Genomic DNA, 25,683 nt, shown 5'->3' on the forward strand with positions numbered 1-25,683 from the left:
CGTCTCGGTCCGCACGGCTTGATCTGCATGGCTTTATCTCGTCCGCGCCTGTCCGCGAGCGCCTGTCCCGACCCGGCATCAGCCGCGCTCCCGGTCTTCCTCGCTGCGGAGCGCCGAGCGTGAGCGTCGTCCTCGCCTGCGATCTCGGCGGTACTTCCTTCCGCGCCGCTTTGGTCGACGGGAACGGGCAGGTTCTCGCCCAGAATGCCATTCCGGGGCCCGCCAGCCGCGATGTCGCAGGCTCGTCCGAGATCGAGGCCGAAGCCTGGTGGCGAGCGCTGATCGAGGCCTGTGCCGGGCTCGCCCGCGAGGCGCCCCGGCTCTTCGACGCCGTCGAGGCCGTGGCGATCTGCGGTGTGACCCGTACCCAGGTCCTCATCGACCGCGACGGCCGGCCCGTGCGCCCGGCCATGACCTGGAAGGACACGCGGGCGGAGGCGCTTTTGCCTCGTCTCCGCGAGCGGCTAGACCCGGCCCATCCTGAAACCGCTGCGATCAACGCCTTCCACCCGCTGGCACGGCTCGTCTGGCTGCGCGAGCAGGAGCGGGAGAACTTCGACGAGCTCGCCTGCGTGCTCGAGCCGAAGGACTATCTGAACTTCCGCCTGACCGGCCGGCAGGCGAGCGACCCGGTCTCGCTGGCGCGGCTGCTCGCCGCTGCGGAGCAGGCAGCCAGCGGCGACCTGCTCGGCGCGATCGGGCTTTCTGCCGCGATCCTGCCGCAGCTTCTCGAGCCTTGCGAGCCGGTCGGCGAGGTCCAGCCCGATCTGCCGGCGCCGCTCGACCGGTTGGCCGGGCGCCCGGTCTTCTGCGCCTCGAACGACACCTGGGCAGCAGTGGTCGGGCTCGGCGCGATGCGCGAGGGGTTCGCCTACAACATCTCCGGCACCACCGAAGTGCTGGGCGTCATGGGGCCGGAGCCGGCCAGGGCCGAAGGCCTGATGACCGTGGATTGGCGCGGCCTGTTCCAGCTCGGAGGCCCGAGCCAGAACGGCGCCGACACCGTGTCCTGGCTGCTCTCGCTGCTCGGTCGCGACGGGGAGGGCCGCATCGGGCACGAGATCGACGCGCTGCTTGCCGGGGTTCGCCAGCCGCAGCCGGTGCTGTTCCTGCCCTATCTCCAGGGCGAGCGCGTGCCCTACTGGAACCCGGGTCTGCGCGGCGCCTTCATCGGCCTCAATCGCTGGCATGGCGCGACCGATCTCGCCTTCGCGGTGCTGGAGGGCGTCGCTTTCCTCAACCGGATCGTGCTCGCGCGCGCCGAAACTGCGACGGGAAGGCCGGTCGCGGAGATCCGCTTCGGCGGCGGCGGCGCAGCGAATCCTGTCTGGAGCCAGATCAAGGCGGACATCTGCGGCCGGCCGGTCGTAGTCGGAGCCTCGCAGGAGCCGGGATTGCTCGGCGCCGCGATCATCGCCTTCACAGGCCTCGGCCGCTTTGCCTCGCTGGCGGCGGCGCAGGCGGCGCTGGTCACGACCGCAGCTCGTTTCGAGCCCGATCCTGACCGTGAGAGGGCCTATGACGCGCTTTTCGCGCTCTATCGGCAGAGCGAGCAGGCGCTCGCCCCGGTCTCGCAGGCGCTGGCCGCCTGGCCGCCGGACGGAGCCGGGGTTTTCACAGGGGTGGGCGTGCTGCGCAAATGAGGTTGCCGCATTCGCATTTGCGCCTTACCGACGGGCATCCGAAGGTTCGAGACGTCTGATGCCATCGCCCGATCCCGCAGTGCCGGTTCCCTCTCTCCCTTGCCCGGCAGGCGGGGCGGCCTGATGCCGAGGCCCGTCACCCTGATCACCGGGGCTTCCGGCGGCATTGGCGGTGCGCTCGCCGCGACGCTGGCGCCCGCTCACCGGCTCGTCCTGTCCGGGCTCGACGCCGGTCCGCTCTCCGAACTCGCCCAGCGGCTCCAGGGCGAGGGCGCCGAAGTCGCGGCGCTGACCGGCGACGTTCGCGACCACGGGCTCGGCTCGGCTTTGGTCGAGCTCGCCATCGAGCGCTTCGGCCGCCTCGACAATCTCGTCACCGGGGCCGGCGCCTCCCGCCCGGTGCCGATGGTCGAGATGGAGGATGAGGAATGGGAGAAGTTCGTCGACATCAACCTCTCCGCCGTGTTCCGCATTTCCAAGGCGGTGTCGAAGCAGCTGATCGCGCACGGCGAGGGCGGTGCCATCGTCCACATCTCCTCGATCGCCCATAGCAATGGCGGGGCGAACCTCGCCTACGGCGCGGCCAAGGGCGGCGTCGCTACGCTGACCTACGGCATGGCGCAGCAGCTCGGCCGACACGCGATCCGGGTGAATGCGGTGGCACCAGGGATCATCGACACGCCGATGGTCCGCGGCGGCTTCGCGAGCCAGTTCGATGCGCTGGTCGAGGGCGCCGCGCAGCGTACCCCGCTCGGCCGGCTCGGTCGGCCTGAGGATGTCGCCGGCGTCATCGCCTTCCTGCTCTCGCCGGCCGCCGCCTTCGTCACCGGCGCGCTGATCCCGGTCACCGGCGGCATCGAAATCCTCTCGCCGATCTCGGCGATCGCCAAGGGGCCCGCTTGATGGCCGGCATGAGCATGCGCGACTTCATCGGCCGCTACGGCACCGCGGTTGCGGGGCTTCTGCTGATCACCTTCTTTGTCGTCTTCGCGCCGAACTTCGCGACGACGATGAACATCGTCAACGTGCTGAAGGATACGAGCTTCCTCGCCATCCTGGCGCTCGGCTTTGCCCTCGCCTTCACCGTCGCCGAGCTCGATCTCTCGATCTCGGAGGTCGCGAGCCTCGCCGCCGTGGTCTGCGGCTGGCTGGTCCAGTTGCAGTACCCGCCGCTGGTCGCGGTCGCGGCGGCGCTCGCCGTCGGCGTCGTGCTCGGCTCGGTCAATGGCTACGGCGTCACCGTGCTGCGCATCCCCTCGCTGATCATGACGCTCGGCACGGCCGCGATCGCCAAGGGCTTCGCCTTCATGATCACCCAGGGCGTCGCCTTCGTCGGGCGCTGGCCGACTGGCTTCACCGGGCTGGCGCGCGGCTACACCTTCGGCATCCCCAATCTCGTGCTCTGGCTCGCCGGCGTCACGCTCTTCGCATGGGGGCTGGTCAAATGGACGCGCACCGGTGCCCATATGGTCGCGACCGGTGAGGCGGACGAGGCGGCGCGGCTTGCCGGCATCGCCACCGCGCGCATGAAGCGCATCGGCTTGCTGCTCGCCGGCGTCCTCGCCAGCATCACCGCTGTCCTGCTCGCGGCGAATTTGTCCTCGGCGGCGCCGAACATGGCCGGCGACTACCTGCTCTACGCCATTGCCGCCGTGCTGCTCGGGATGACCATGTTCGAGCCGGGCAAGCCGAACGTGCCTGGCACTGTCTTCGCGGCGCTGGTGCTCAAGGTGCTCGGCAACGGCTTGGTGCTGCTCGGCCAGCCCTATTACGTTCAGGATATCGTTCTCGGCCTCATCATCATCGGCTCGGTCGCCTTCTCGGCCAGCGCGATGAAGAAGGCGGCGTTCAAGGTCTAAGTCAGCCATCGTAAGGCTACGGGGAGAGCTCATCATGGTCGGTATCAGGAAAGTGCTGCTGGCGGCGGTCGCCGTGGTCGGGTTGGGGCAGGGCGCGCAGGCTTTCGAGCTTGGCGTCATCGGCTTTCAGTTCTCCTCGGAGACGCATGCCCGCGTCGCCAATGCCGCAGCTGCTGCGGCCAAGGCCAAGGGCTGGAACGTCACGCTGCTCAACTCGGAGGGCGCACTGCCCAAGCACGCCGAGCAGTTCGACGCGCTGATCGCCAAGAAGGTCGATGCGATCATCATCGCCATGGGCAAGCCGGTCGAGGCCGACGCCCAGTTCAAGGCGGCCAAGGACGCCAAGATCCCGGTCATCACCGTGCAGTCGGGGGCGAGCCCGCACGCGCTCTTCGACATCCAGACCAACGAGTACAAGGTCGGCGCCGAGGCGGCGCTCTACCTGCTCGGCCAGCTCGGCTACCAGGGCAACATCGTTTCGGCCCGCTTCGATCTCAACGTCGCCTCGCGTATCCGCGGCAAGCTGCTCGACGCCGTGCTTTCCGAGAACCAGGCGGTGAAGGAACTCGGCAAGTTCTCGATGGCCCGCACCCAGAGCTGGCGTGATGATGTCCGCGCCGGCATGCAGGCGCTGCTCCTGCAGAACCAGGGCAAGATCAATGGCATCTGGGCTTCCTTCGACGGCCAGGCCTACATCATCGACGATCTCCTGCAGGCGCAGGGCGTCAAGAAGGGCCAGATCCCGCTGGTCTCGGTCGATGGCGGCAAGGAGACCTATGCCCGCATCGCCGACCCGGCTTCGACCTTCATGGCGACCGTCTCCATCCCCTTCGAGGAGATGGGCAAGCAGGCGGTCGACGCGGTTCAGACCATCGTCGTCGACAAGAAGCCGAAGGAGACGGTGACCTCCGGTCCCTACCTCTTCACCGACGCCGTGCTGGTCGACAAGAGCAACGTCCAGCAGTTCCTGAAGTGAAGATAAGGGCGAACCTCTCATCGTCATGGTCGGGCTTGTCCCGACCATCCACGTCTTCCTTCGCCAGCTTTGGTGTTCAAGACGTGGATGCTCGCCACAAGGGCGAGCATGACGGACGGAGCGTCCGGAGCCAGTTGCGATGACCGCCACCCCCCTCCTGTCCCTGCGCGGCATCGGCAAGAATTACGGCCCGGTCGTCGCCGTGCGCGAGGTCGATCTCGACATCCATCCCGGCGAGGTGGTGGCGATCTGCGGCGACAACGGCGCCGGCAAGTCGAGCCTGATCAAGGTGATCTCCGGCGCCGAGGAGGCGAGCTCGGGCACTATTTCGATGCGCGGCAAGGAGGTCGTCTTCGCCTCGCCGCATGATGCGCTGAGCCACGGCGTCGCCACCATCTATCAGGACCTCGCGCTGGCGCCGCGCCTTTCCATCGCCCAGAACGTCTTCATGGGCTCGGAGCTGACCAAGCCCGTGCTGCTGCCCTTCCTGCGCGTGCTCGACAAGAAGAGGATGGCGCAGGAGGCGCGCGGCTTCCTCAAGCAGCTCTCGGTCACGGTCGAGGACATGGACCGCCCGGTCGAGCGGCTTTCCGGCGGCCAGCGCCAGGCGGTCGCGATTTCGCGGGCACTGCGCTGGAAGGCCGAGATCATCATCATGGACGAGCCGACGGCGGCGCTCGGCGTCAAGGAGACGGCGCTCGTCCTCGACCTGATCCGCAAGCTCAAGGCCGATGGCAAGACGGTGCTGCTGATCAGCCACAACATGCGCGACGTGGTCGCGCTCGCCGACCGCGTTGTGATCATGGGCGCGGGTCGAAAGTACGTCGATCAGCCGCTCGGCGATCTCACCGCCGACGATCTCAGCCACATGATCATGGCTGGAAACGCCCGCGCGGCCTGAAGATCATGCGCGAAACCACCATCATCGACACCGATCCCGGCCAGGACGACGCCGTCGCCCTGCTGCTTGCCTTCGCCAGCGCTGGCGAGCTCGACCTGAAGGCGATCACCACCGTCGCCGGCAATGTCCCGGTGGCGCAGACCACGGCCAATGCGCTACGCATCCGCGAGCTTTGCGGGCGCGAGGACGTGCCCGTCCATCGCGGCGCGGACGTGCCGCTGGTCTACCCGCTATCTACGGCGGAGTTCGTCTGCGGCCCGGACGGGCTTGCTGGCGCCGACCTGCCGCCGCCGCGCGGCGAGGTGGCGCCCGGCCATGCGGTCGAGGCGCTGATCGCAACCTTGCGCGCAGCGCCGGATGACGGCGTCACGCTCTGCCCACTCGGGCCGCTGACCAATCTCGCGCTTGCTTTCCGGCTGGCGCCCGATGTGTTGCCGAAAGTGAAGCGCATCGTCTTGATGGGCGGGGCGCTGGCGCTCGGAAACGTCACCCCGGCTGCCGAGTTCAACATCCATGTCGATCCGCATGCGGCCGCGATCGTCTTTGGCTGCGGCCGGCCGATCGTGATGATGGGCCTCGGCGTCACGCTGCAGGCCATCGCCGCGCACGAGCAGGTCGCGCGCCTGCTCGAACACGGCAACGCCGCCGGCCGCGTTGTGCACGGCATGCTGACGCGGCCTCGCCCCGGCGGGCTCGGCACGGTCGGCCATCCCATGCACGACCCCTGCGTTATCGCCTTTCTGCTCTGGCCCGAGCTGTTCTCCGGCCGCGACTGCTTCGTCGAGGTCGAGACCAGTGACGGCCCCTTGCGCGGGCGCACCACCATCGACTGGAACGGCCGCCTGAAGCGCGAGCCCAACGCCCATGTCGTCGCGACTGTCCAGGCCGAGACGCTGTTCGAGCGGATGTTCGCCCGCCTCGCGACGCTGCCCTGACCGGAGAAGATCATGCCCCATTTCGTCGAGGAACTGCAGCAGGAGGCTGTGGACTCCATCGCCGCCATGCAGAAGGCTGCCCTTGCCGCGCGTCACATCCACGCCCGCGCCGAGCTGATGCGGCACATGCTGACCACTGCCCGCAAGGTCGCCGACAAGCCGAAGGCTGAGGCCGTCGAAACGGTCGTGCGCGAATGGATGGACGCCTGGAATCTCGGTCGCGCGGAATGGCCGCATATCGCCCGCGAGATGGAGGCCTTCACCGAGGCCTTCCACGACTATGCCAATGATCCGAGCGACGCCCATGACGCCGCGCTGCGCCAGAGCTGCGAGGCGCTCGACGCCGCCCTCGCGCGCGAAGGCACCTCGATCAGCGACCAGATGGCCTTCCGCTCGCAATGTGCCCATCGCTGGTGGGAGCTGGTCGTGCCGGTCCCGGCCGATCTGCCCGGCGCCAAGCCGCGCCCCTCGGTTCCGCCACTGGCGGAAGCGGCGCGGTTCTGGGACGCCGGCTGCGCCGACTTCTGCCGGTGAGCGCCTTGCCTAACGCCGTTGGCGCAGCCCATCTGCGCGCGCTGACGCCGGATGATCTCGACGCCTGCCATCGCCTGTCGCAACAGGTCGGCTGGGCTCATCGGCGCGAGGACTGGGCGCTGGTGCTAGGCCTCGGCCAGGGGCTCGCCGCCATCGCCGCGGGCGAGGTGGTCGGCACCGCGATGTGGTGGACGTTCGGCTCCGGCCACGCCTCGCTCGGCAGCATCATCGTCGCGCCCGAGCGCCAGGGCGCCGGCCTCGGCAAGCTGCTGATGCAGGGGCTGCTCGATGCCACCAGAGGCCGTTCGCGCGGCCTGATCGCGACCGAGCAGGGGCGGCCGCTCTATGCGAAATACGGCTTCGAGCCGGTCGGGACGGTGCTGCAGCACCAGGGGCCGGCGCCCGCAGTCGGGCTTCCGCCTCTGGGGCCGAGTGAGACTCTGCGCCTTGCGACCGAGGCCGACCTTCCCGTTTTGGCCGCGCTCGACGAAGCCGCGACCGGTCTTCCGCGTGCCCCGGTTCTCTCGGCCCTGCTCGGTCGCGGCGAGGCGTATGTTCTGGATCGGGACGGCGTCGCCGCGGGCTTCTCGGTCCTGCGCCGCCGCGGGCTTGGCTGGCTGATCGGCCCCGTCGCTGCCGTCGACTATCGGGCCGCGCGCTGCCTGATCGCGCATGGCCTAGCGGCCCGGCCGAGCGAGTTCATCCGCGTCGACGTGCCTGCGCCGACGGGCCTCGGCAGCTGGCTGACGGAGCTGGGCTTGCCGGAAGTCGATACCGGCCTGGTGATGCTGTGCGGCGAGCGGCCGGCGCCCCCCGGTCCGGCCAGGCTCTTCGCGCTGGTCAACCAGGCGCTGGGCTGACCAGCATCGCCGCGGCGCGCGCCGCCTGCACCTGCAGGCCGCTCCAGCCGTGATAGACGGTGTACAGGCCGACGAGCACGATCAAGACGCCCGAGACATAGGGCGCCCTTGCCGAGAGAGTCGAAAGCCAGTTCGACCGCTTCTCGACCGCTCGCAGGCTGAGCGAGGCGGCGATACCGACCGAAACCAGCGTCAGTGCCAGACCGATCGAGAAGCACAGCACCAGCACCGCGCCGAGCGCGATCTCGCGCAGCTGCATGCAGATCAGCAGCACGGTGATCGCGGCCGGGCAGGGGATCAGCCCGCCGGTCAGCCCGAACAAGGCGATTTGCCAGGTCGTCACCGGCCGGTCGGTGAAGCGTCTGCGAATGTCCTCCGCATGGGCGCGCTGATGGGCGTCCATCGGTTCTTCGCTGTCGGCGGCATGGTGATGACGATGGCTCTGACCGTGCGAGTGGCCATGCGCGTGTCCATGCCCGTGCGAATGACTATGGCGATGCCCGCCGCCCTCGCCATGGCCGTGACCGACCGGCCGCAGTGCGCGCTGCCCCTGCCAAGTTCGCCATAGCATCCAGAACGCGATCGCAATGATGATCAGGCCGGAGGCGAGCTGGAACCAGGGCTCCGTCGCCTCGGCGTCGAGATCACGCGCCAGATAGAGACCGGTGAGGGCGACTGCCCAGACCACGAGCGTGTGGGACAACGTCGCGGCGAGCCCGAGCAGGATTGCTTGCGGAACGGACCCTCGTACAGCGACGATGAAGGCCGCCATCATCGTCTTGGAATGGCCGGGCTCGAGCCCGTGCAGTGCGCCGAGCAGGATCGCGCTCGGAATGAACAGCCAGGCATGGCCCGCACCCTGTGCGAGCAGTTCGGTAAAACTAGGCACGAAATGGCCCCGGATCCGGAACGGATCGCGCGCTGCCGTGCCGTCCGGCTCTGCCGGCGCTGGTCGGGGGCGCCCGTCTCGTCCTCGCCCGCCCGATCTTCGGGGATGCGCCCGGTCTCGCGCCGGCGCCTGCCCGATCGGACCGCTGCTTGCCTTGGCACGCATCCCGCCCCGGCCCGACGCAGCCGGCTGGCGGCCATGCGCGCGATCGATATGCGCAAGCACCGTGGCAGGTCTATAACCTCCCGGGGAGGATAGGAGCAAGATGCAGGACGAGGCTCACGCCCGGATCCACCATCACCGGAATCCGGAGGTCATCACCCGGCTGAGGCGGGCGGAGGGACATTTGCGCGCGACCATAGAGATGGTCGTCAATGTCCGCTCCTGCCTCGACATCGCGCAGCAATTGCAGGCGGTCGAAGGCGCAATCGCGAATGCTCGCAAGATTCTGATCCAGGAGCATATCGACCATTGCCTGGAGGAGGCTGCCGGTCACATCCCGGACGGTTCGCGCGAGCTCCTGGCCGAGTTCAAGGCGATGACCAAGTTCCTCTGAAACGGCGCCAGCGAATGGCCGGGTTGCCCGCATGGCGGTGGCGGTCCGGCGCCCGGTCGCGCATGATCGTGATTGAAACGATTAAAACCAAAGCGGAGGAATTATGCTTGACGACCTGAAGGGCATGCGCGCCCTGATCACCGGCTCCAGCACCGGCATCGGCGCGGCCGTCGCCAAGGCCTATGCGGCCCATGGCATGCGCGTCATCGTCCACTACAAGTCGAGCGAGGCGGAGGCGAATGCGGTCGTCGCCGAGATCCGCGCTGCGGGCGGCGAGGCCCATGCGCTCCAGGCGGACGTCTCCGACAGCGCTGCGACCGAGGATCTGGTCGGCAAGGCGGCCGAAAAGCTCGGCGGGCTCGACGTCCTCGTCAACAATGCCGGCGCGCTTGTCAAACGCACCCCGATCGGCGAGGTCGACGATGCCTTCTTCGACAGCGTCGTCGATCTCAATGTCCGCTCGGTCGTGATGGCCTCGAAGGCGGCGCTGCCGCACCTCAAGCAATCCGGCCATTCCAGCGTCATCAACCTGAGCTCGGTCGCGGCGCGTAATGGCGGCGGCCCGGGCTCGTCGCTCTATGCCAGCTCCAAGGCCTTCGTGCTCAACCTGACCCGTGGCATGGCCAAGGAGTTCCTGCCCTTCGGCATCCGCGTCAACGCGGTCTCGCCGGGCGTGATCATGACGCCGTTCCATGAGCGCTATTCGACGCCGCAGCAGATCGAGGCGATGCGCCAGACGATTCCGATGGGTCGCCTCGGCACGCCGCAGGAGAATGTCGGCGCGTTCCTGTTCTTCGCCAGCCCATCGATGAGTGGCTACATCACCGGCCAGACCCTCGAGGTCAATGGCGGCCAGTTCATGGTGTAGCCGGCAAGGCGTCGACGTGGAGCTTGACGCGCCCGTCGGCGCCGACAATGGTCGGGCGCGTTGAGGCGGCTCGGGGTGGCCTGTGACTTTGTTCAGCAGCAATCAGGCCGCGGCCCGGCATCGACGTTCCGCGGCGCCTGCGGTGTTCCTGCTGGGCGGCCTGCTCGCCGGCTGTGCCGGTGACGTCAAGGGCGTGCTCGGGCCCGTCGCGGCGACAGTGCCGGGAACCAGCAAGGTCACCATGCTGGTTGGCACGACGCGCGCGCCCGATGCGGATGAGGGCGTGCTGTTCTCGGGCGAGCGTGGCAAGAGCGCTTTCGCCGAGATCACCGTCTCCCTGCCGCCGGACGGCAAGCGCGCTGTCGGCGAGGTGCAGTGGCCGAGCAAACTGCCCGGCAATCCGGCGACCGATTTCGTAACGCTGAAGGTCGAGAAGCTCGATCGGACCGCCGCGCTGGCGCGCCTGCATTCGGCAGCGTCGAAGGTGCCGAAGCGCCGGGTCATGGTCTTCATCCACGGTTTCAACAACCGCTTCGAGGATGCGGTCTATCGCTTCGCCCAGATCGTTCATGATTCCGGCGCCGAGGTCGTGCCGGTGCTGTTCACCTGGCCATCACGCGGCTCGATCTTCGCCTATGGCTATGATCGCGAGAGCACCAACTACTCCCGCCACGCCCTCGAGAACCTGCTGCAAGCGCTCGCCCGCGACCCGGCGGTCGGCGAGGTCTCGATCCTCGCCCACTCCATGGGCAACTGGCTCACGCTCGAGGCGCTGACGCTGATGGCGATCCGCAATCGCGGGATTCCCGCGAAGATCGCCAATGTCATGCTGGCGTCGCCCGACGTCGACGTCGACGTCTTCCGCACCCAGGTCAAAGAGATGGAGGGGCGCCGTCCGAAGTTCACCCTGTTCGTCTCGCAGGACGACCGGGCGCTCGCCGTCTCCCGCCGCGTCTGGGGCTCGACGGCCCGCCTCGGCGCGATCGATCCTGATGTCGAGCCCTATAAAAGCGAGATGGAGGCGGACAAGATCACCGTCCTCAATCTCACCAAGCTGAAGAGCGGCGACAGCCTCAACCACGGCAAGTTCGCCGAGAGCCCCGAAGTGGTGAAGCTGATCGGCACGCGCTTGGTTTCCGGCCAGCCGATCACCGATTCGCGCGTCGGCATCGGTGACCGGCTGATCCAGGCGACCGGCACGGCGGCGGCAGCCGTCGGTACCGCGGCGGGCCTCGTCGTCTCGGCGCCGATCGCCGTCATCGACCCGCATACCCGAAACAATTTCGGCGACAAGGTCGAGGAACTCGGGCGCAACATCCAGGATGCCGGCGAGACGGCCGGACACGCCGTGACCTCGCCATTGGAGCGCGTCAGCCAGCCCAGGTAAAGGAGCGGGGGGCGGCCGATCGAAAGGCAGGTCCAGGCCCGGTGCTGAAAAGTGGAGATCACTTTGGCGCGCCCACGCCTCGGCGACGGATGGCGCCGGCCAAGGATGGATCGCTGCTCCGCGACCGGTCGGTTGGACACAGGTGACGTCGGACGCCAGCGACGGAGCGCGCCGGCCGCCTCTGCTTCTCAGCGGTTGAAGCGAACTGGCACCGACAGCGAGATCGCGCCACCCCCGCCGACCCCGGCAGGAGGAGCGGGAACCGGACTGGCGCGCCGGATCATCGCGGCGGCCTCCTCGTCGAGCGCCGCATTGCCCGACGTGCCGACGACGCGCGAGGACAGGACGCGCCCAGCCCGGTCGATCGAAAAGGCGACCTGGACGGTCCCGGGATTGGCTCCGCCCGGGAAGCGCTTGTAGCGGTTGAGATGGGCGATCAGCATGCCGCGCCAGGATGCGTTCGAGACCGATGGCTGCGAGGCCGTGCCTTGCGCCGCGGCGGAGGGCGCAGCGGCACGCGGCGTCGAAGCCTCCGGAGCGGCGGCCTCGCGGGCCTTCGGGCGGTCAGGCTCGACCGGCCGGCGCACGATCTTGGGCTTCGGCTTCTCTTTCTTCTCGACGATCTTCTTCGGCGGCGGCTTTTTCTCCGGCGGCTTCAGATCGGGCGGCGGCGGCAGCAGCACGGCGTCGAGCTGCGGAATCGAGGGCAACTCCGGCAGCTTGATCTCCGGTTGCTCGATCGGCGTCGGTTCGGGCTCCGGTTCAGGCTCGGGCGGCGGCGGTTCCGGCGGGGTCTCCTTGACCGGCTCTGGCGGCTGCTCCTGTTCGACCTTCTCGGGCGCGACCGGAAGCTCCTCTGCCGGCGCCTCGGGCGCGACGGAGACGGCAGCGAGCTCGATCATCACGGCTGGTTCGGGAGCGCCAGCTGCCGCCTCGGTTGGACGCCAGTTGAGCGCGACCCAGGCCATGCCGCCATGGACTGAAGCGACCGCCAGTGCCGCCGTGGCCCAGCGCAAGGCGGCGAGGCCTCGCCTTTGGGGCGCGATCGCGATCACGGCTTGGTTGCTCCCGCCTGACCGGTATCCTCGAGCCCGACCAGCGCGATCTTGAGATAGCCGGCATGGCGCAGCTTGTTCATGACTTCCATGAGCTCGCGATAGGCGACTGCCCCGTCGGCTCGCAGGAAGACGCGCTGCTCGCGGTCATTGCCGGTCTGGCGGTCGAGCGTCGCCTGCAATTGCTCGCTCGCCACGGTGTCGTTGCCCAGCGCTAGCGAAAGGTCCTGCCTGACGGTCAGGAATATCGGCTTGTCGGGGCGGGGCTGCGGCTGCGCGTTCGAGACCGGCAGGTCGACCGCGACGTCGACCGTCGAGAGTGGCGCCGCCACCATGAAGATAATCAGCAGCACCAGGATGACGTCGATGAACGGCGTGACGTTGATCTCGCTGACTTCGCCGAGATCACCGTCCTGGGGCTCCTTGAGCGAGACAGCCATCGCCGCTTACTCCACCCGGGCGCGCGGCATCGCCGCGGCCTGTGCCGGCACCGCATGGAGGCCGGCGCGTGCTTGCAGGGCGACGGCGCGGCGTGTCCGCTCAAGATCGCGCGAGAGATGGCGCAGCACCTCGCCGGAAGCGTCGGAGAGCGTCGCCCGGTAGCCGGCGATCGAGCGCGAGAAGACGTTGTAGATGATCACCGCCGGGATCGCCGCGACGAGGCCGATCGCGGTGGCGAGCAGCGCCTCGGCGATGCCGGGCGCGACGACGGCGAGATTGGTGGTCTTCGCCTGGCTGATGCCGATAAACGAATTCATGATGCCCCAGACCGTGCCGAACAGGCCGACGAAGGGGGCGGTGGAGCCGATCGTCGCCAGCAGGCCGGTACCGCGCGCCATGCTGCGCCCGGCCCGGGCCTCGATCCGCGACAGGGAGATTGCGACGCGTTCCTTGACGCCGTCCTCGCCGAGATCGGTGGAGCGCTCGCGCTCGGTCTGGGCTGCGGCGACCAGGAAAGCCACCGGGCCTTGCGCCTGGCCCTTGCGGCCGGCGATGGCCTGAGCCGCTTCGTCCAGGCTGGCAGCCTGCTCCAGCCGGCGCGTCGCGCGCTGGGCGCGGGCCTTGGCGGCGGCAAGCTCGATCGCCTTGGCGAGCCAGATCGTCCAGGTCACCAGCGAGGCGAAGGCGAGGCCGACCATCACCGCCTTAACGACGATGTCGGCCGCCATGAACATGCCCCAGGGCGAAAGATCATGCGGCAGGGCGGCCTGCACGACGGGCGCCGGGGCCGGGACTGCCGGCGGCGAAAGCGGAGTCATCGCGGAAGGAGTGAACGGGCCGCCGATCGTGCCGTGCGGCACCGGCTGAGGCGCTTCCGGCACAGGCGCGGCGGGTGCCGCCGGCGCCGGCAGGGCTTGCGCCTGACCGGGCTGGGCCGGCGCAGCTTGGGAAGGGGCAGGTTGCGAGGGAGCAGTTTGAGAGGGGACGGCCTGGGGCTGGACGGTCTGCGCGATGCCGGCCGAGCGCGCCCCCGGGAGGGCAACGAGGCTCATCGAGAGCAGGACAAGGCCGATCAAACGCCGCATCGAATTGGTTCCGTAGCCTGGGCCGCGCACCTCTTGGCGGGAGCGCTGGGTGAAACGACGGTGGCGCAAGCGCCTTGCCGTCTTACGGCCGCAGGGTGTGCATCCGGGCAGAATGCTGCCGGCGCGACCGTAGGGAGCAGTTAGCCCAAGCAAGATAAGTTAGCAAATACAATAGTTTACAGGTATTCTAAAGTAACGCTTGCGCCGCCTTGTGCTCCGAGCAGTTCAAGTATTCGGGGGCTTCACGACGCGCATCTTTCGTGCAGGCGTGGCGGTCTCCGGCGGCAGGAGGCCGTCAGGCGCTGAAATCGCCTGACGGCCTCGCTCCGGTCGGCGTGGACGCTCGGGCGTGGTCAGTGCTTGTGGCCGGCGGCCGGCGTGCGGGCGCCGACCGACTGGACCGAGAACTCGACTGCGACCGGGCCGGCCTTCTCGAAATTGAGCGTCGCCTTGATGCTCTCGCCTTCCTTGAGCTGACGCTTCAGGTCCATCAGCATCAGATGGTAGCTGCCGGGCTTGAGCTCGGTCTTCTCGCCGGGCTTGATCTCCAGCCCTTCGGGCAGGCCGCGCATGGTCATGACGCCATCCTTCACCGCCATCTCATGGACCTCGACCTTGCCGGAAACCTCGCTGGTGCCGCCGAGCAGGCGGTCCGGGGTGTTGCCGGTATTGGTCACCGCGAGGTAACCGCCGGCGATCTTGGCGCCGGCCGGCGTCGCCCGCGTCCAGGGCTGCTCGAGTTTGAGCGGTCCGGCGGTGTAGTCGTTGGCGAGCGCCGCACAGCCCGCGAGCGAGAAGGCCAGGGCGGCGGACATGCGAATGAGAGAATTCATCTTGAGGCTCCTTCGGCCGGGTTGGATAGGTTGAACGGTAATCAAGGCTTGATCTCGATGGTGTCGCCGAGGCGGATCATCTCGAAATCCGAGACCAGGATTTCGATCTCGACGCTCCAGCGCCCGGCGACCGGGATGGTGAGGCCCTCCACCAGCCAGTTGCCGTCTGGCTGGCGCAACGCCGGCCGCTCGACCGCCTCGATGCCGGCGGCGCGGTTGGCGAGCGAGAGGCGCACCTCCTTGGCGGTGAGCGGCCCGAAATTGCCGTCGAGCAGCGCGACCGAGACGTTGGCAGGGCCTGGCCGTCCGGGCCTGACGCTGATCTCGGCCATCGCCTTTTCGCTGTGGATATGGACCGAGGCAGGCACTGCCGTGGCGCTGGCGATCGTCAGGGTCCGGGGCGGCGGCGTGAAACGCCAGAGCGCCGCGGTGGCGAGGATCGCCAGGACGATGGCGACCTCGACGCCAATCACGCCTCGCAGCCGCCGTTTGGCCGGCTCGGCGCCCTCTCGCGCCGGCGCGGTCAGCCGGTAGCGGTTGAAAGTCGCGAGCCCGAGCAGGACAGCTACCAAAGCGAGCTTCGCTGTGAGAACGAGGCCGTATGTGCTGGTCAGCAACGCACCGGGCTGCTCGACCTGAACGATGGCGAGGGCGGCACCGCTGGCGAACAGGATGATCAGGAAGAACGAGATACGGCGCGAGAACCGCGCCAACGTCGCGGCGCCATCCCCCCCTCGCAACGCCTGTGCGAGCGGCAGCAGGGCGCCGGCCCAGGCGGCCATGGCGATGCCGTGAAGGAAGACGGCGGGGCGCATCAGCCATTGCGGGGATGCGGCGCTGGCGTGTCCGCTCGCCGCCAGAGCCAGCCCGGCACCGAGCAGGGCAGCGAGCGCGAGCGCCCGTCCGGCGCTGCCCGCCAGCGACAGTGATACCAGCCCGGCCAGCAGGGCCAAGGTCGCGATCGCGGCGGTGTGGCCAAAACTGCTGCCGATCCCGGCCCGCCAGATCTCGGGACGCAGCACATCGGAAGCCGGGGCTGCCAAGGCGTCGAGGCCCTGCGCCGCCAAGGCGAACGGCACGGCAGCAAGGCCGAGCACAATGAGCACGCGAAGCGGCCTGCGGGCGCTCGCGGGCAAGGGCCCGACCCAGGCCGAGAAGGCGACGCCACCAATGCTGAGAGCGAGGCCGAGATAAAGTCCGACGCGCCCCAGCCAAAGAGCCAGGGTGATCGGCAAGTTTCGTTGCGCGCTCGCCTCCGGCGGCCTTGCGCCCGGCGCTCCGATGGAAAACAGCACCGAGCCGCCGACCGGATGACCATCCTCCGACACCACCCGCCAGCTCAGGACATGGCTGCCCGCAGCGAGATCGGTCGGCACTTCGATCGTCAGCTCCCTGTCGCGCAGCGCGAAACGTTCGAGCGCGCGTGTCTCGCCGTCCGGGCCGATAAGGCGCAGCACCAGCGGCGAGACCGGCTCGCTGAAGCGCAGCGTGAAGGCAGCCGGCGGCCGCGCCAGCACCGCGCCATCGGCCGGCGTGGTCGTGACTAGGGCGGCATGCGCAAGCGCGGTCCCGGGGCGCAGCGTCGCCGCAGCGCAGGCGCCGAGCAGCAGGAGAAGGACGAGGAGGCGACGGAGCATGGCCTGGAGCCAGCGGCCGGGCACGAGGCCCGGCCGCCTTCGCCTTATTTCTTCGGGGTGAGCTTGAGGCCGGGAGCGGGGAACTTGTAGTCGTCCGCGCTCTTGCCCTCGGCCGGGATCTCGATCCAGCGCTCGACGCTGCCGCCCTCGCATTCCTGGACGACCGGCACATGCAGCGTCGTCTCAGGCTTGAGGTCGGTGGTCAGATAGCCGCGCAGCACGAACTCGTCATAATGCTCGTCGAGCAGCTTGCCGCCGCTCCAGATCACCTCGGTGACGCCCTCGGCGGTCGGCGTGCCGTAATAGTCATAGGTCTTGCCGTACTTGCCTTTCACCGTGTCCAGCGCCCAGCCGGCCTTGGGCATCGGTTTGACCGCGATCATGCCTTCCGGCACGCGGACGCGGACCTTGATCGTCGGAGCGCCCTTGCAGCCATGGGGTACGCGCAGCACCGCCTTGTAGGTCGAGCCGACCGGAGCCTGCTGGGTTTCGAGCGTGACATGGGCGAGGGCTGGGGAGGTGGCGAGGGCGGCAAGCACTGCCGCGAGGAATGCCGATTTTGACATGGTTTGAGGCCTTTGAGGTCTTCGGCCTTCTGGGCCGAAGGGGCATGGTCGCCCTGAAGATGAGCCTGCGCGCGGGCCGACCACGTTGATCGGGAGCAACGAAGGCGCTGTTTGCTGAGAAAATCGCCCATTGCACGCCGCGCGACTGCCTACGGAGGCTGCGCGGCTTCACGTGAAGGGGCGGGAGCTGCCGGCGCGTCTGCGCGGGCGGCTCAGGCTGCGGCGGGTGGCGCGCGCGGATTGGCCGGGGAACGCCCGGCGGCAAAGCCATGTGGCAGGTCGCGCCGCAGCTGGAAGGCGATCAGATCGACCGGGCGATGGACAACCGGGGTGAAGCCGGCCGTCGCGGCAGGTGCGCCGGAGCCGGAAAGGAAGCAGCCGAGCATGCAGCAGCTCGGCATTTCGTGGGCTGCGGCGCCGTCATCGCCGGGCGGCATCTCGCCGGGAGCGCAGAGCGTCATGCCCAGCGAACGGTCGAGGCTCATGCCGGCCGCATGCGCGCCGGAGGCCAGCCCGCCGAACACCGCCTGCAGCACGAGCAGATAGGCGGCGGCGATCGCGGCCAACCGGCTCCATCCTGCTTTGCGGCGCACTGCGGACAAGATTTGCTCTCCTGCCCCTTCGATAGCATGGCGGCGCGGCGCGTCAATTTCGCCGCGACGGGCGCGTTGCCGCAGGGCGTTGCAGGCTTCCGGGGAAATTCCTCCCACGATGACGGCGCTTTAAGGTGGCTGTTTCTATTGACCGGCCCCAACCCCGCCGCGATTGTCCGCGCCGTGCTTCGGCCGAGGGCAGGACCAGTTCTCTCCGGTCCGATGCGTACAATGGACGGGCAATGGAACGGCTGCACGGCGCGTCGCACTGCGGCCCAGGAACAGGTTGGATCATGATCCTCGACGAGCGCACCTATGCCATCAAGCCGGCCCATGTCCGGGATTATCTCGACCTGTATGTGAAGGAAGGGATGGAGCTGCAGGTGTCGCATCTCGGCCAGCTGATCGGCTGGTTCACCACCGATAGCGGCGTCGTCAATGAGGTCGTTCACATGTGGCGCTTCGAGGATGCGGGCGACCGCGAGCGCCGGCGCGCGGCGATGGAGGCCGATCCGCGCTGGCAGGAATTCCGCGCCAAGGCCGCTCCCTATGTGCTGGAGATGCGCAGCCGCATCCTGCGCCCGACCGCCTTTTCGCCGCTGCGCTAGCGCCGTGAGCCTCGCCGCCCGAGGACCTGTCCCGCCTGCGCTGCGCCGACAGAGCGAGCGCGGGCTCGTCGGCGTCTCTGCGGTGCTGGAATGGCTCGGCGCAACCGTGCTCGGCCTGCTCTTCACCATCGTGATGCTGGCGGTGCTGCGGCGCTATCTCTTCGGCGCCGGGCTGATCTGGTCTGACGAGCTGGCGATCTGGCTCAATGTCGCACTTGTCGCGCTCGGCATGCCGCTGGCGGCGACGAGCGCCCTGTCGATGCGGCTCGACGTCCTCGTCCGGCTGCTACCGGGGGCCGGTCAGCGCCTTGCCGCCATTCTGGCCGATGCGGTGGCGGTCCACGGCGCGCTCGTCATCGCCATAGGGGGCGCCAGCGTCGCCGCTCTGGTCGGCGGCACCTCCACGGTGCTCGGCTTGCCGGAGAGCCTGCGCTTTGCCGCTTTTGCTGTGGGGGGCGGTTTCACCGTGCTGCTCCTCCTCTGGCGCGCCGCGCTCGACCGCTCGCTCGCAGCTGCGCTGGCTTCGCTGCTCATTGGCGCTGGCTTCTATCTCGCGGCCCAAGGTGCGACAGGTCTTTCGTTGGGCGCGCCGAGCCTCGTCGCGGCGCTCGCTGCCGGGTTCGGGCTCCTGATCGGCGCGCCGTTGCCTTTCGCGCTGCTCGCCGGGGTCTCGCTCTCCGGCGCCTTCGGTGGCCTGCTGCCCGAGCCGGCCATCGTCCAGAACACCGTCTCCGGCGTTTCGAAATTCCTGCTGCTGGCGATCCCCTTCTTCCTGCTCGCCGGAGAGTTGTTGACAGCCGGCGGTCTCGCCGAGCGGCTGGTGCGCTTCGCCGCCGCGCTCGTTGGTCATTGGCGGGCGGGGCTGGCGCAGACGGCGCTGGTCGCCAGCACCCTGTTTTCCGGTGCCTCGGGCTCCTCGGTGGCGAACGCCGCCTTCGGCGCCAAGGTGATGGCGCCGGCTCTGGTGGCGCGCGGCTACCCGCCGGCCAATGCGGCGGCGATCGTCGCCGGCGTCTCGATGATCGACAACATTATCCCGCCCTCGATCGCCTTCCTGATCCTGGCGGCTGCGACCAATCTCTCGGTCGGCTCGCTCCTGGTCGGCGGCTTTGTCGCCGGCGCGGTGCTGGTGCCGGCGCTTGCCATCGGCATCCATCTCAGCGTCCGTGGCGTCGTCGACGAGGCGCCGAAGGCGACGGCGGCCGAGCGGGGGCGGAGCTTCGTCGGCGCCTTGCCCGCGATCGGGCTCGGCGTCGTGGTGGTGGTCGGCATCCGCTTCGGCGTGGTCACGGTGACCGAGGCCTCGGCGCTCGCCGTCGCCTACGCGCTCGTCGTCTGCCTCGCCTTGCGCAGCCTCGATCTTGCCGGGGTCGGCCGCGCCTTGCGCAGCTCGGCTGGCGAGGCGGCGGCCGTCGGGCTGCTGATTGGAGCTTCGGCGCCTTTCGCCTTCCTGCTCGCGGTCGACCGTGTCTCGGACCAGATGGCGGGGCTCGTCACCGCGCTCGGCGGTGGCCCCTATGCGGTGATGCTGCTGGCTAACCTCGTCCTGCTCGTCGCCGGGCTCTTCCTCGATATCGGCGCGGCGATCCTCTTGCTCGCGCCGCTGATGCTGCCGGTGGCGATCGCGGCCGGGCTCGATCCGATCCAATTCGGCGTCATCCTCGTCGTCAACCTGATGATCCACGGGCTGACGCCGCCGCTCGGCATCCTCGTCTATGTCGTCAGCGGCATAACCCGCGTCCCGGCGGCGTCCGTGTTCAGGGCAGTGCTGCCTCTGCTCGCCGCGCTGCTCGCGGCGCTCGCCGTCCTCTGCCTCGGCGCTGCCGCCTGGCCCTCGCTTCCGCCTTCGATCAAGGAGCTGTTCTGATGTCCTTCACCCGCCGCCAGATCGCCGTCGGGCTCGTCGCTGCGCCCGCGCTTCTCTCCGCAGGTGCAGGCCTTGCCGCCGGCCGGCCGGTCACGGTCGCCTCTCTGCTCGGCGAGGACAAGCCGGAGACCAGGATCTGGCGCAGGATCTCCGAGATCCTGGCGAAGACCGCCCCCGGCCGCTTCGACCTGCGCATCGTCGCCAATGCCGCGCTCGGCGGCGAGAAGGAGGTCGCCGAAGGCATCAAGCTAGGCTCGGTCCAGGCTTCGCTCTCGACCATCTCGGCCCTGTCGGGCTGGGTGCCGGAGGGCCAGATCCTCGACCTGCCCTTCCTGTTCCGCGACCGCGGCCACCTGAAGCGAGTGCTCGCCGGGCCACTCGGGGACGAACTCAAGGCGAAATACGAGGCGCAGGGCTTCGTCGTGCTCGGCTTCATCAATTATGGCGCCCGCCATCTCCTCGCCAAGGAGCCGATCACCACGCCGGCCGGCATCAAGGGCAAGCGCATCCGGGTGATCCAGAGCCCGCTGCACACCGAGCTCTGGTCCGGCTTCGGCGCCTTCCCGACGCCGATCCCGATTCCGGAAACCTACAACGCGCTGAAGAGCGGCGTCGTCGACGCGATGGACCTGACCAAGTCGGCCTATGTCGGCTTCAAGCTGCACGAGGTCGTGCCCTGGCTGATCGAGACCGGCCATATCTGGGCGACGGGCGTGGTCTATGTCTCCGCGAGCTTCTGGAAGGGGCTCTCCGCCGAGGACAAAGCTGCGTTCGCTGCGGCGGCCGCGGAAGGAGCAGCCCATTTCGACGAGCTGATCATCGCCGACGAGGAGGCCTCGATGGCCAAGGCCAAGGCCGAGGGCGGCAAGGTCGCACAGGCCGAAGACCGGGCCGGCTGGGAGGCCGGAGCCCGCAAGGTCTGGACCTCCTTCGCTCCGAAGCTAGGCGGCATGGCGAAGATCGAGGCGATCGCCGCCACGCCGTGAGGGCGGCCGCTCCTCGCAGCGCGAGGCGCGCTGTGACAATCTGGATCGCAGCCGCGTCTTCGACTATCCCATGACGTTGGGGTGGTAGCGCATCGGCCCTCCCGCTGATCTCGCCGAAGCAGCAGCAAGCTGCGTGGATGCGCGAAGAATGGGGAGCGCCGCATGCAAAGCGGCCCGTCAGTTCCGGCCGCAGCGCCGGTGCCGGCCTCGGCGATGGCCTCGCCGCTGGACGGCGTGACGCTGTTGCTCAAGCGCATCGAGGCGGAGGCCCTGGGCGCGCTCGATGCCGCCCCCCAGCTTCCGGACGCGCTCTGGCGCATCATGCCGGGTACGCCCTCCGCCTGGGTGCTTCTGGCCGAGGGACTGCTGGTCGCCGGCGCCGTGCTCGCCGTCTATCTGCTGACCGGGCATCTGCTCAGGCATCGCCGCCAGCGCGCCGGTGCGGCGCGCTCGGCCTTCGCGGGGATCACCCGGGTCGCGGGGCTCGATGCGCTGGTGGTGCTCGCGGCGACGGTGACCGGCAGGTTTCTTCTGGTTCGCGTGCTCGGCATCGCGCCGGGAACGAGCACCTTCCCGAGCGATCTGACCAGCGGACTGATCCGCTGGCTTCTGCTGCTGACTCTGCTGCACATCCTGTTCCAGCCGACAATGCGACGCCTGCGCCTGGTCGCCGTCGACGATCATGGCGCCAGCAAGGCCGTCTGGCAGTTCGGTATCATCTTTGCCGTCGGCCACCTGCACAACGCGTTGCTCGGCGCTGCGCAGCGCATGGGTCTGCCGCTGCCCTCGCTGCGGCTGATCTCCTGGGCCGTGGCGCTCTGCATGGCGCTGGCGGCGCTGCGGCTGCTGCGAAGTCTCGGCCGACACGGCTTGCCCGTGCTGACGCGCCTGCTCGCCTCAGGCATGGTCCTCTTGCTGTTCGCCTTCTGGACTTGGGGCTGGATAGAGCTCGATTTCGACCTTTATCGCGGCGCCGTCGGCATGATCGTGATCCCGCTGCTGGCGGTCGCGCTCGACCGGGCGCTGGCGGTCAGCATCCGCGATTCCCGCAAGCCGGAGATCATGCGCCGCTTCTTCGTCGTCCGTGTCGTCGTCGACGCGCTGGCGGCGGCGCTCCTGGTCCGCATCGTGATTCAGTTCTGGTGGCGGGATGTGTTCGGCGGCTTCACGCCCGAGGCGTGGCTCAGCTTCACCCACCGCCTGACCTTCGCCTCCTTCATCCTCGTGCTGGGCGTCACCTTGTCGGCGGCGATCCATGTCTGGACTGAGGCGAAGCTGACGCCGCGCGAGGCCGGTCCCGGCGCGGAACCGGGTGACGACAGGATGGCGCGGCTTACCACCGTGCTGCCGATCCTGCGCTTCGTCGCGATCGGGGTGATCGGCGTGGTCTTCCTGCTGGTCGCGCTCTCGACCATGGGCATCGACACCACGCCCCTGCTCGCTGGTGCCAGCATCGTCGGCCTCGCCATCAGCTTCGGCTCGCAGACGCTGGTCAAGGATATCGTCTCCGGCGTCTTCTACATGCTCGACGATGTCTTCAGGCTGGGCGAGACCATCGAGGCCGCCGGCCGCTGCGGCCGGCTCGAGCAGATCAACCTGCGCAGCGTGCGACTGCGCGACCAGTCCGGCCGCGTCCACACCATCCCGCTCGGCGAGCTCGGCACAGTCACCAACCATAGCCGCCGGCTGGTGCATGTGACGGTCGAGGTGCCCTTCGCGACGTCGCCGGGGCAGGCGGGGATGACCCGTTTCAGGCGCAATGCGGTCGCGGCCCTCCGCAGCGAGCCGACGATCCATGCCGCGATCGTCGGCGATATCGCGGTGCTGCGGAGCGAACCGCAGGACGGCACCGGCGGCAGCATCGGCTTCGGCTTCGACATGGTGGCGCCTGCGATCGAGCGCGTGCCGCCGCTGGTGCGGCATCTGATCGAGGAGGTCGCCGAGGAATCGCGGATGACCGGCAGCCCGGGGCCGGTCTCGGTCTCGGTCGCCGAACTACCGGTCACGCCGCCGGCCACGGAAGAGCCGACGCCGCCGAGCCCGGACTCCGCCGGCCTCGCTGCGCCCATGCCTGCCAAGCCGTCCGCGGCGGCGCCATGACAACGGCATGGGCTGCCTGGGTTCGCTGACCACTTCGCCGCCCCGGATACCGGGCCGGAAGCTCACGGTGAAAGGACGATCCGATGAATAGGTCTCTTCTCGTCGCCTGCGCCATTCTCCTCCAGGGCGGTTCCGCCGCGCTCGCCCAGCCGGAGCCCACCGCGCAGGAGCGTGCCGCCTGCCGCTCGGACGCGATGAAGCTCTGCGCCTCGTTCGTCGGCAAGCCTCCGCAGATGAACGCCTGCCTGCGTGACAACAAGACGAAGCTCTCGGATGGCTGCCGCAAGGTGGTCGAGGCCCGTGGCGGCTGAAGTGCCGGGTCCGCGGGAGTCTGCGCGCTTCTGAAAGCTCAGCCGCCGAGCTCGATCTCGGCCCGCAGGCCCGGGCGGTCCACCCGGTTGCTCAGGCGCAGCGAGGCGCCGAGCTGCCTTGCCGCCGCATCGGCGATGGCGAGGCCAAGGCCGGTGCCGAGCGCGCTCTTGTGCCGGCCGCGGAAAAAGCGTTGCGTGACCAGCGCCAGCTCGTCTTCGGGTATGCCGGGGCCCTCGTCTTCGATGGCGATGCCGCGGCCGCTCGCCGTGGACCGCCAGCTGATGCGCCCGTCCGCCGGCATGTGCTGCACTGCGTTCTCATGCAGGTTGCGCAGGATCAGGGTCAGCAATTCGCGGCTGGTCTGCAGGGTCAGCGCCTGCAGCGCCGGATCGAGCGTGACCGAAGGATGCGGCGCGGCGCCGGGTGCGGCCTCGGTGATCTCGTCGAAGATCGCGCCGACGGAGACCGTCTCGCGGGCGGGTGGCGGGCCGCTCGTGTCGAGCTTCGCCAGCGCCAGCAATTGCCGCACCAGCCTGGTCGTGCGGTCGACCGAGAGCGCGATCCGCTGCAAGGCGCCGTGCCGTACGGCGGGATCCTCCGCCGCCATCGCGATCTGCGCCTGCGTCTTCAGTCCCGCCAGCGGCGTGCGCAATTCGTGCGCGGCGAAGGCGGTGACCTCGCGCTCGTGACGGCGCGCCGTCTCGACCTTGGCGAAAAGCCCGTTGAGCGCCTGCGCCAGCGGCTTCACCTCGGCCGGCGCATGGGCGGCGTCGATCGGGCTCATATCGTCGGCATCGCGATTGCGAACATCGCCGGCCATCGCCCGCAGCGGCCGCAGACCCTGGCCGAGGCTGATCCAGATCAACAGGCCGAGCAGCGGCGCGATCAGCAGGGTCGGGGCGAGCAGACCCTTGATCAGCTCCGAGACGAGGCGATCGCGCAGGCCGAGCCGGTCGCCGACCATGATGTGGATGCCCGCGGTCTCGTTGGCGACGGTGTAGACGCGCCAGGGCTCACCATCGACGATGCGGTCGGAGAAGCCGGAGCGAACCTCGGTCAATCGGCCATGCGGCGTACCGTCGGAGCGCGCGACGAGGCGGCCGTCGAACGACCAGATCTGGCAGGAGAGCTGGCGCTCATAGCCCCCGGCTTCGGCGGGCGAGCCGGGCAGCGCCGCCATCGCCACGGTCATGTTGGCGCTTCCGACCAGCGAGTTCACCATCCGCGCCGCCTCCTGGAGGCGGGTGTCGAGGACGCGCTCGAGCTCCCGATGCGTGCCGAAATAGATCCAGACTGCCGCCGAGAGCCAGATCAGGCCGGTCGCCGTCAGCAGGATCGCGAACAGCCGGCCGCGCAACGAACTCATGACGCGACCCTGATCCGGTAGCCTAGTCCGCGCACCGTTTCGATCGTCTCGCGGCCGATCTTGGCGCGCAGATGGTGGATGTGGACCTCCACGGCATTGCTCTCGATCTCTTCCTGCCAGCCATAGAGCCGGTCCTCGATTTCCACCTTGGAGAGCACGATGCCGGGGCGCTCCATCAGCGCCGACAGCACCGCGAACTCGCGGCGCGACAGGGGCAGCGGCACGCCATTCAAGGTCGCGGACTGGCTGGCCGGGTCGAGCACGATGCCGCAGGCTGTGAGGCAGGGCGCAGCCCGGCCGTTGCCGCGCCTGGCGATCGCCCGCACGCGGGCGCTCAATTCGTCGAGGTCGAAGGGCTTGCCGAGATAATCGTCGGCGCCGCTGTCGAGGCCGCGCACGCGATCCGGTGTATCGTCCAGCGCGGTCAAGAGCAGGATCGGCGTGCGGTCGCCGCTGCGGCGCATCTCGCCGAGCACGTCGAGGCCGGAGCCGTCGGGCAGCATCAGGTCGAGCACCATCGCGTCGAAGGTCGAGGTCGCGAGCGCAGCGCGCGCATCGGCGCAGCTCTCGACACGGTCGACCGTCATTCCGGCAAGGCCGAGGCCGACGGCGAGGCCGTCGGCGAGGATCGGGTCGTCTTCGACCACGAGAATACGCATGCGCTCGCTCCTTCGCCCGCGACCAGACAGGCCAGCCTTAAGGCTGGCTTAAGCTGGAGACCCGACAGCGCGGCTTCAACCGATCGAGAGGTCGCCGATGTCCCACCGGTATCATGCCGCCGGGCACCGGTGCCGACCATGTCGCCTGCTGGAGATGCTCATGAACC

General features: G+C 69.0%; 26 protein-coding genes. 16 read left to right on the forward strand and 10 right to left on the reverse strand.

The window, feature by feature from the left end:
- Positions 1-119 precede the first annotated feature (119 nt).
- From DK26_RS25700 to DK26_RS25735, 8 genes are all read left to right on the forward strand, one after another.
- On the forward strand, positions 120-1,643 hold the full coding sequence (locus DK26_RS25700) for an FGGY-family carbohydrate kinase (RefSeq protein ID WP_066478940.1): 1,524 nt from the start codon (positions 120-122) through the stop codon (positions 1,641-1,643).
- A gap of 123 nt (positions 1,644-1,766) precedes the next feature.
- A complete protein-coding gene (locus tag DK26_RS25705) occupies positions 1,767-2,546 on the forward strand; it encodes an SDR family NAD(P)-dependent oxidoreductase (RefSeq protein WP_066478942.1) in 780 nt (259 codons plus the stop codon).
- A gap of 8 nt (positions 2,547-2,554) precedes the next feature.
- Positions 2,555-3,502 (forward strand): ABC transporter permease, encoded by a 948-nt coding sequence (locus DK26_RS25710; protein WP_248310105.1) that lies wholly within the window; start codon positions 2,555-2,557, stop codon positions 3,500-3,502.
- 34 nt (positions 3,503-3,536) lie between these two features.
- The gene (locus DK26_RS25715; protein ID WP_066478943.1) at positions 3,537-4,478 is read left to right on the forward strand and encodes a sugar ABC transporter substrate-binding protein; all 942 of its coding nucleotides are present in this window, start codon (positions 3,537-3,539) and stop codon (positions 4,476-4,478) included.
- Between the two features lie 139 nt (positions 4,479-4,617).
- Positions 4,618-5,379, forward strand: coding sequence for an ATP-binding cassette domain-containing protein (locus DK26_RS25720; RefSeq protein ID WP_066478945.1), 762 nt, complete (start codon positions 4,618-4,620; stop codon positions 5,377-5,379).
- Between the two features lie 5 nt (positions 5,380-5,384).
- Complete coding sequence (locus tag DK26_RS25725) at positions 5,385-6,314, forward strand: nucleoside hydrolase (protein ID WP_066478948.1); 930 nt, start codon at positions 5,385-5,387, stop codon at positions 6,312-6,314.
- Positions 6,315-6,326: 12 nt separating this feature from the next.
- Positions 6,327-6,848: a hypothetical protein gene (locus tag DK26_RS29475; protein ID WP_066478951.1), complete on the forward strand. Its 522-nt coding sequence runs from the start codon at positions 6,327-6,329 to the stop codon at positions 6,846-6,848.
- A gap of 5 nt (positions 6,849-6,853) precedes the next feature.
- On the forward strand, positions 6,854-7,708 hold the full coding sequence (locus DK26_RS25735; protein ID WP_066478954.1) for a GNAT family N-acetyltransferase: 855 nt from the start codon (positions 6,854-6,856) through the stop codon (positions 7,706-7,708).
- Here DK26_RS25735 and DK26_RS25740 read toward each other — a convergent pair.
- Positions 7,689-8,597, reverse strand: a complete 909-nt coding sequence (locus DK26_RS25740; RefSeq protein WP_066478957.1) for a nickel/cobalt efflux transporter — start codon at positions 8,595-8,597, stop codon at positions 7,689-7,691. The two genes, DK26_RS25735 and DK26_RS25740, sit on opposite strands and share 20 nt — an antisense overlap.
- Before the next feature lie 265 nt (positions 8,598-8,862).
- Between DK26_RS25740 and DK26_RS25745 the strand changes: the two genes are divergently transcribed.
- From DK26_RS25745 to DK26_RS25755, 3 genes are all read left to right on the forward strand, one after another.
- On the forward strand, positions 8,863-9,153 hold the full coding sequence (locus DK26_RS25745) for a metal-sensing transcriptional repressor (RefSeq protein ID WP_066478960.1): 291 nt from the start codon (positions 8,863-8,865) through the stop codon (positions 9,151-9,153).
- A 103-nt stretch (positions 9,154-9,256) separates the two neighbouring features.
- Positions 9,257-10,021: a glucose 1-dehydrogenase gene (locus DK26_RS25750; RefSeq protein ID WP_066478962.1), complete on the forward strand. Its 765-nt coding sequence runs from the start codon at positions 9,257-9,259 to the stop codon at positions 10,019-10,021.
- Positions 10,022-10,163: 142 nt separating this feature from the next.
- Positions 10,164-11,408 carry an alpha/beta hydrolase gene (locus DK26_RS25755; protein ID WP_066479064.1) on the forward strand — a complete coding sequence of 415 codons (1,245 nt, stop codon included), beginning with the start codon at positions 10,164-10,166 and terminating at the stop codon, positions 11,406-11,408.
- A 188-nt stretch (positions 11,409-11,596) separates the two neighbouring features.
- On the opposite strand, the gene DK26_RS25760 is transcribed toward DK26_RS25755, so the two are convergent.
- The 7 genes from DK26_RS25760 to DK26_RS25790 all read right to left on the reverse strand — a co-directional run bounded on the left by DK26_RS25760 (position 11,597) and on the right by DK26_RS25790 (position 17,591).
- Positions 11,597-12,463: a TonB family protein gene (locus DK26_RS25760; RefSeq protein WP_066478964.1), complete on the reverse strand. Its 867-nt coding sequence runs from the start codon at positions 12,461-12,463 to the stop codon at positions 11,597-11,599.
- Positions 12,460-12,903, reverse strand: coding sequence for a TonB system transport protein ExbD (exbD, locus tag DK26_RS25765; RefSeq protein WP_066478967.1), 444 nt, complete (start codon positions 12,901-12,903; stop codon positions 12,460-12,462). Before exbD ends, DK26_RS25760 begins: the two co-directional genes overlap by 4 nt.
- A gap of 6 nt (positions 12,904-12,909) precedes the next feature.
- Positions 12,910-13,989, reverse strand: coding sequence for a tonB-system energizer ExbB (gene exbB / locus DK26_RS25770; protein WP_157089852.1), 1,080 nt, complete (start codon positions 13,987-13,989; stop codon positions 12,910-12,912).
- Between the two features lie 353 nt (positions 13,990-14,342).
- Positions 14,343-14,822 (reverse strand): copper chaperone PCu(A)C, encoded by a 480-nt coding sequence (locus DK26_RS25775; protein ID WP_066478969.1) that lies wholly within the window; start codon positions 14,820-14,822, stop codon positions 14,343-14,345.
- A gap of 41 nt (positions 14,823-14,863) precedes the next feature.
- Positions 14,864-16,459: a copper resistance CopC/CopD family protein gene (locus tag DK26_RS25780; protein WP_066479071.1), complete on the reverse strand. Its 1,596-nt coding sequence runs from the start codon at positions 16,457-16,459 to the stop codon at positions 14,864-14,866.
- Positions 16,460-16,503: 44 nt separating this feature from the next.
- Positions 16,504-17,025, reverse strand: coding sequence for a DUF1775 domain-containing protein (locus tag DK26_RS25785; protein WP_066478970.1), 522 nt, complete (start codon positions 17,023-17,025; stop codon positions 16,504-16,506).
- Positions 17,026-17,237: 212 nt separating this feature from the next.
- Positions 17,238-17,591, reverse strand: a complete 354-nt coding sequence (locus DK26_RS25790) for a hypothetical protein (RefSeq protein WP_066478971.1) — start codon at positions 17,589-17,591, stop codon at positions 17,238-17,240.
- 320 nt (positions 17,592-17,911) lie between these two features.
- Here DK26_RS25790 and DK26_RS25795 point away from each other — a divergent pair, with 320 nt between their 5' ends.
- The 5 genes from DK26_RS25795 (at position 17,912) to DK26_RS25815 (ending at position 23,490) form a co-directional block, all read left to right on the forward strand.
- Entirely contained in the window at positions 17,912-18,226 is a 315-nt protein-coding gene (locus DK26_RS25795) for an NIPSNAP family protein (protein ID WP_066478973.1), read from the forward strand.
- A 4-nt stretch (positions 18,227-18,230) separates the two neighbouring features.
- On the forward strand, positions 18,231-20,093 hold the full coding sequence (locus DK26_RS25800) for a TRAP transporter large permease subunit (RefSeq protein ID WP_248310106.1): 1,863 nt from the start codon (positions 18,231-18,233) through the stop codon (positions 20,091-20,093).
- Entirely contained in the window at positions 20,093-21,079 is a 987-nt protein-coding gene (locus tag DK26_RS25805) for a TRAP transporter substrate-binding protein (RefSeq protein WP_066478985.1), read from the forward strand. Before DK26_RS25800 ends, DK26_RS25805 begins: the two co-directional genes overlap by 1 nt.
- Before the next feature lie 162 nt (positions 21,080-21,241).
- Entirely contained in the window at positions 21,242-23,179 is a 1,938-nt protein-coding gene (locus DK26_RS25810; protein ID WP_066478986.1) for a mechanosensitive ion channel domain-containing protein, read from the forward strand.
- An 83-nt stretch (positions 23,180-23,262) separates the two neighbouring features.
- Positions 23,263-23,490, forward strand: coding sequence for a hypothetical protein (locus DK26_RS25815; RefSeq protein ID WP_066478987.1), 228 nt, complete (start codon positions 23,263-23,265; stop codon positions 23,488-23,490).
- A gap of 38 nt (positions 23,491-23,528) precedes the next feature.
- Here DK26_RS25815 and DK26_RS25820 read toward each other — a convergent pair whose 3' ends face one another.
- Positions 23,529-24,857, reverse strand: coding sequence for an ATP-binding protein (locus DK26_RS25820; RefSeq protein ID WP_066478988.1), 1,329 nt, complete (start codon positions 24,855-24,857; stop codon positions 23,529-23,531).
- Positions 24,854-25,516 carry a response regulator transcription factor gene (locus tag DK26_RS25825; RefSeq protein WP_066478989.1) on the reverse strand — a complete coding sequence of 221 codons (663 nt, stop codon included), beginning with the start codon at positions 25,514-25,516 and terminating at the stop codon, positions 24,854-24,856. Before DK26_RS25825 ends, DK26_RS25820 begins: the two co-directional genes overlap by 4 nt.
- Positions 25,517-25,683 lie beyond the last annotated feature (167 nt).

The organism is Allobosea sp. WAO (assembly GCF_001509835.1).
GTDB lineage: Bacteria > Pseudomonadota > Alphaproteobacteria > Rhizobiales > Beijerinckiaceae > Allobosea.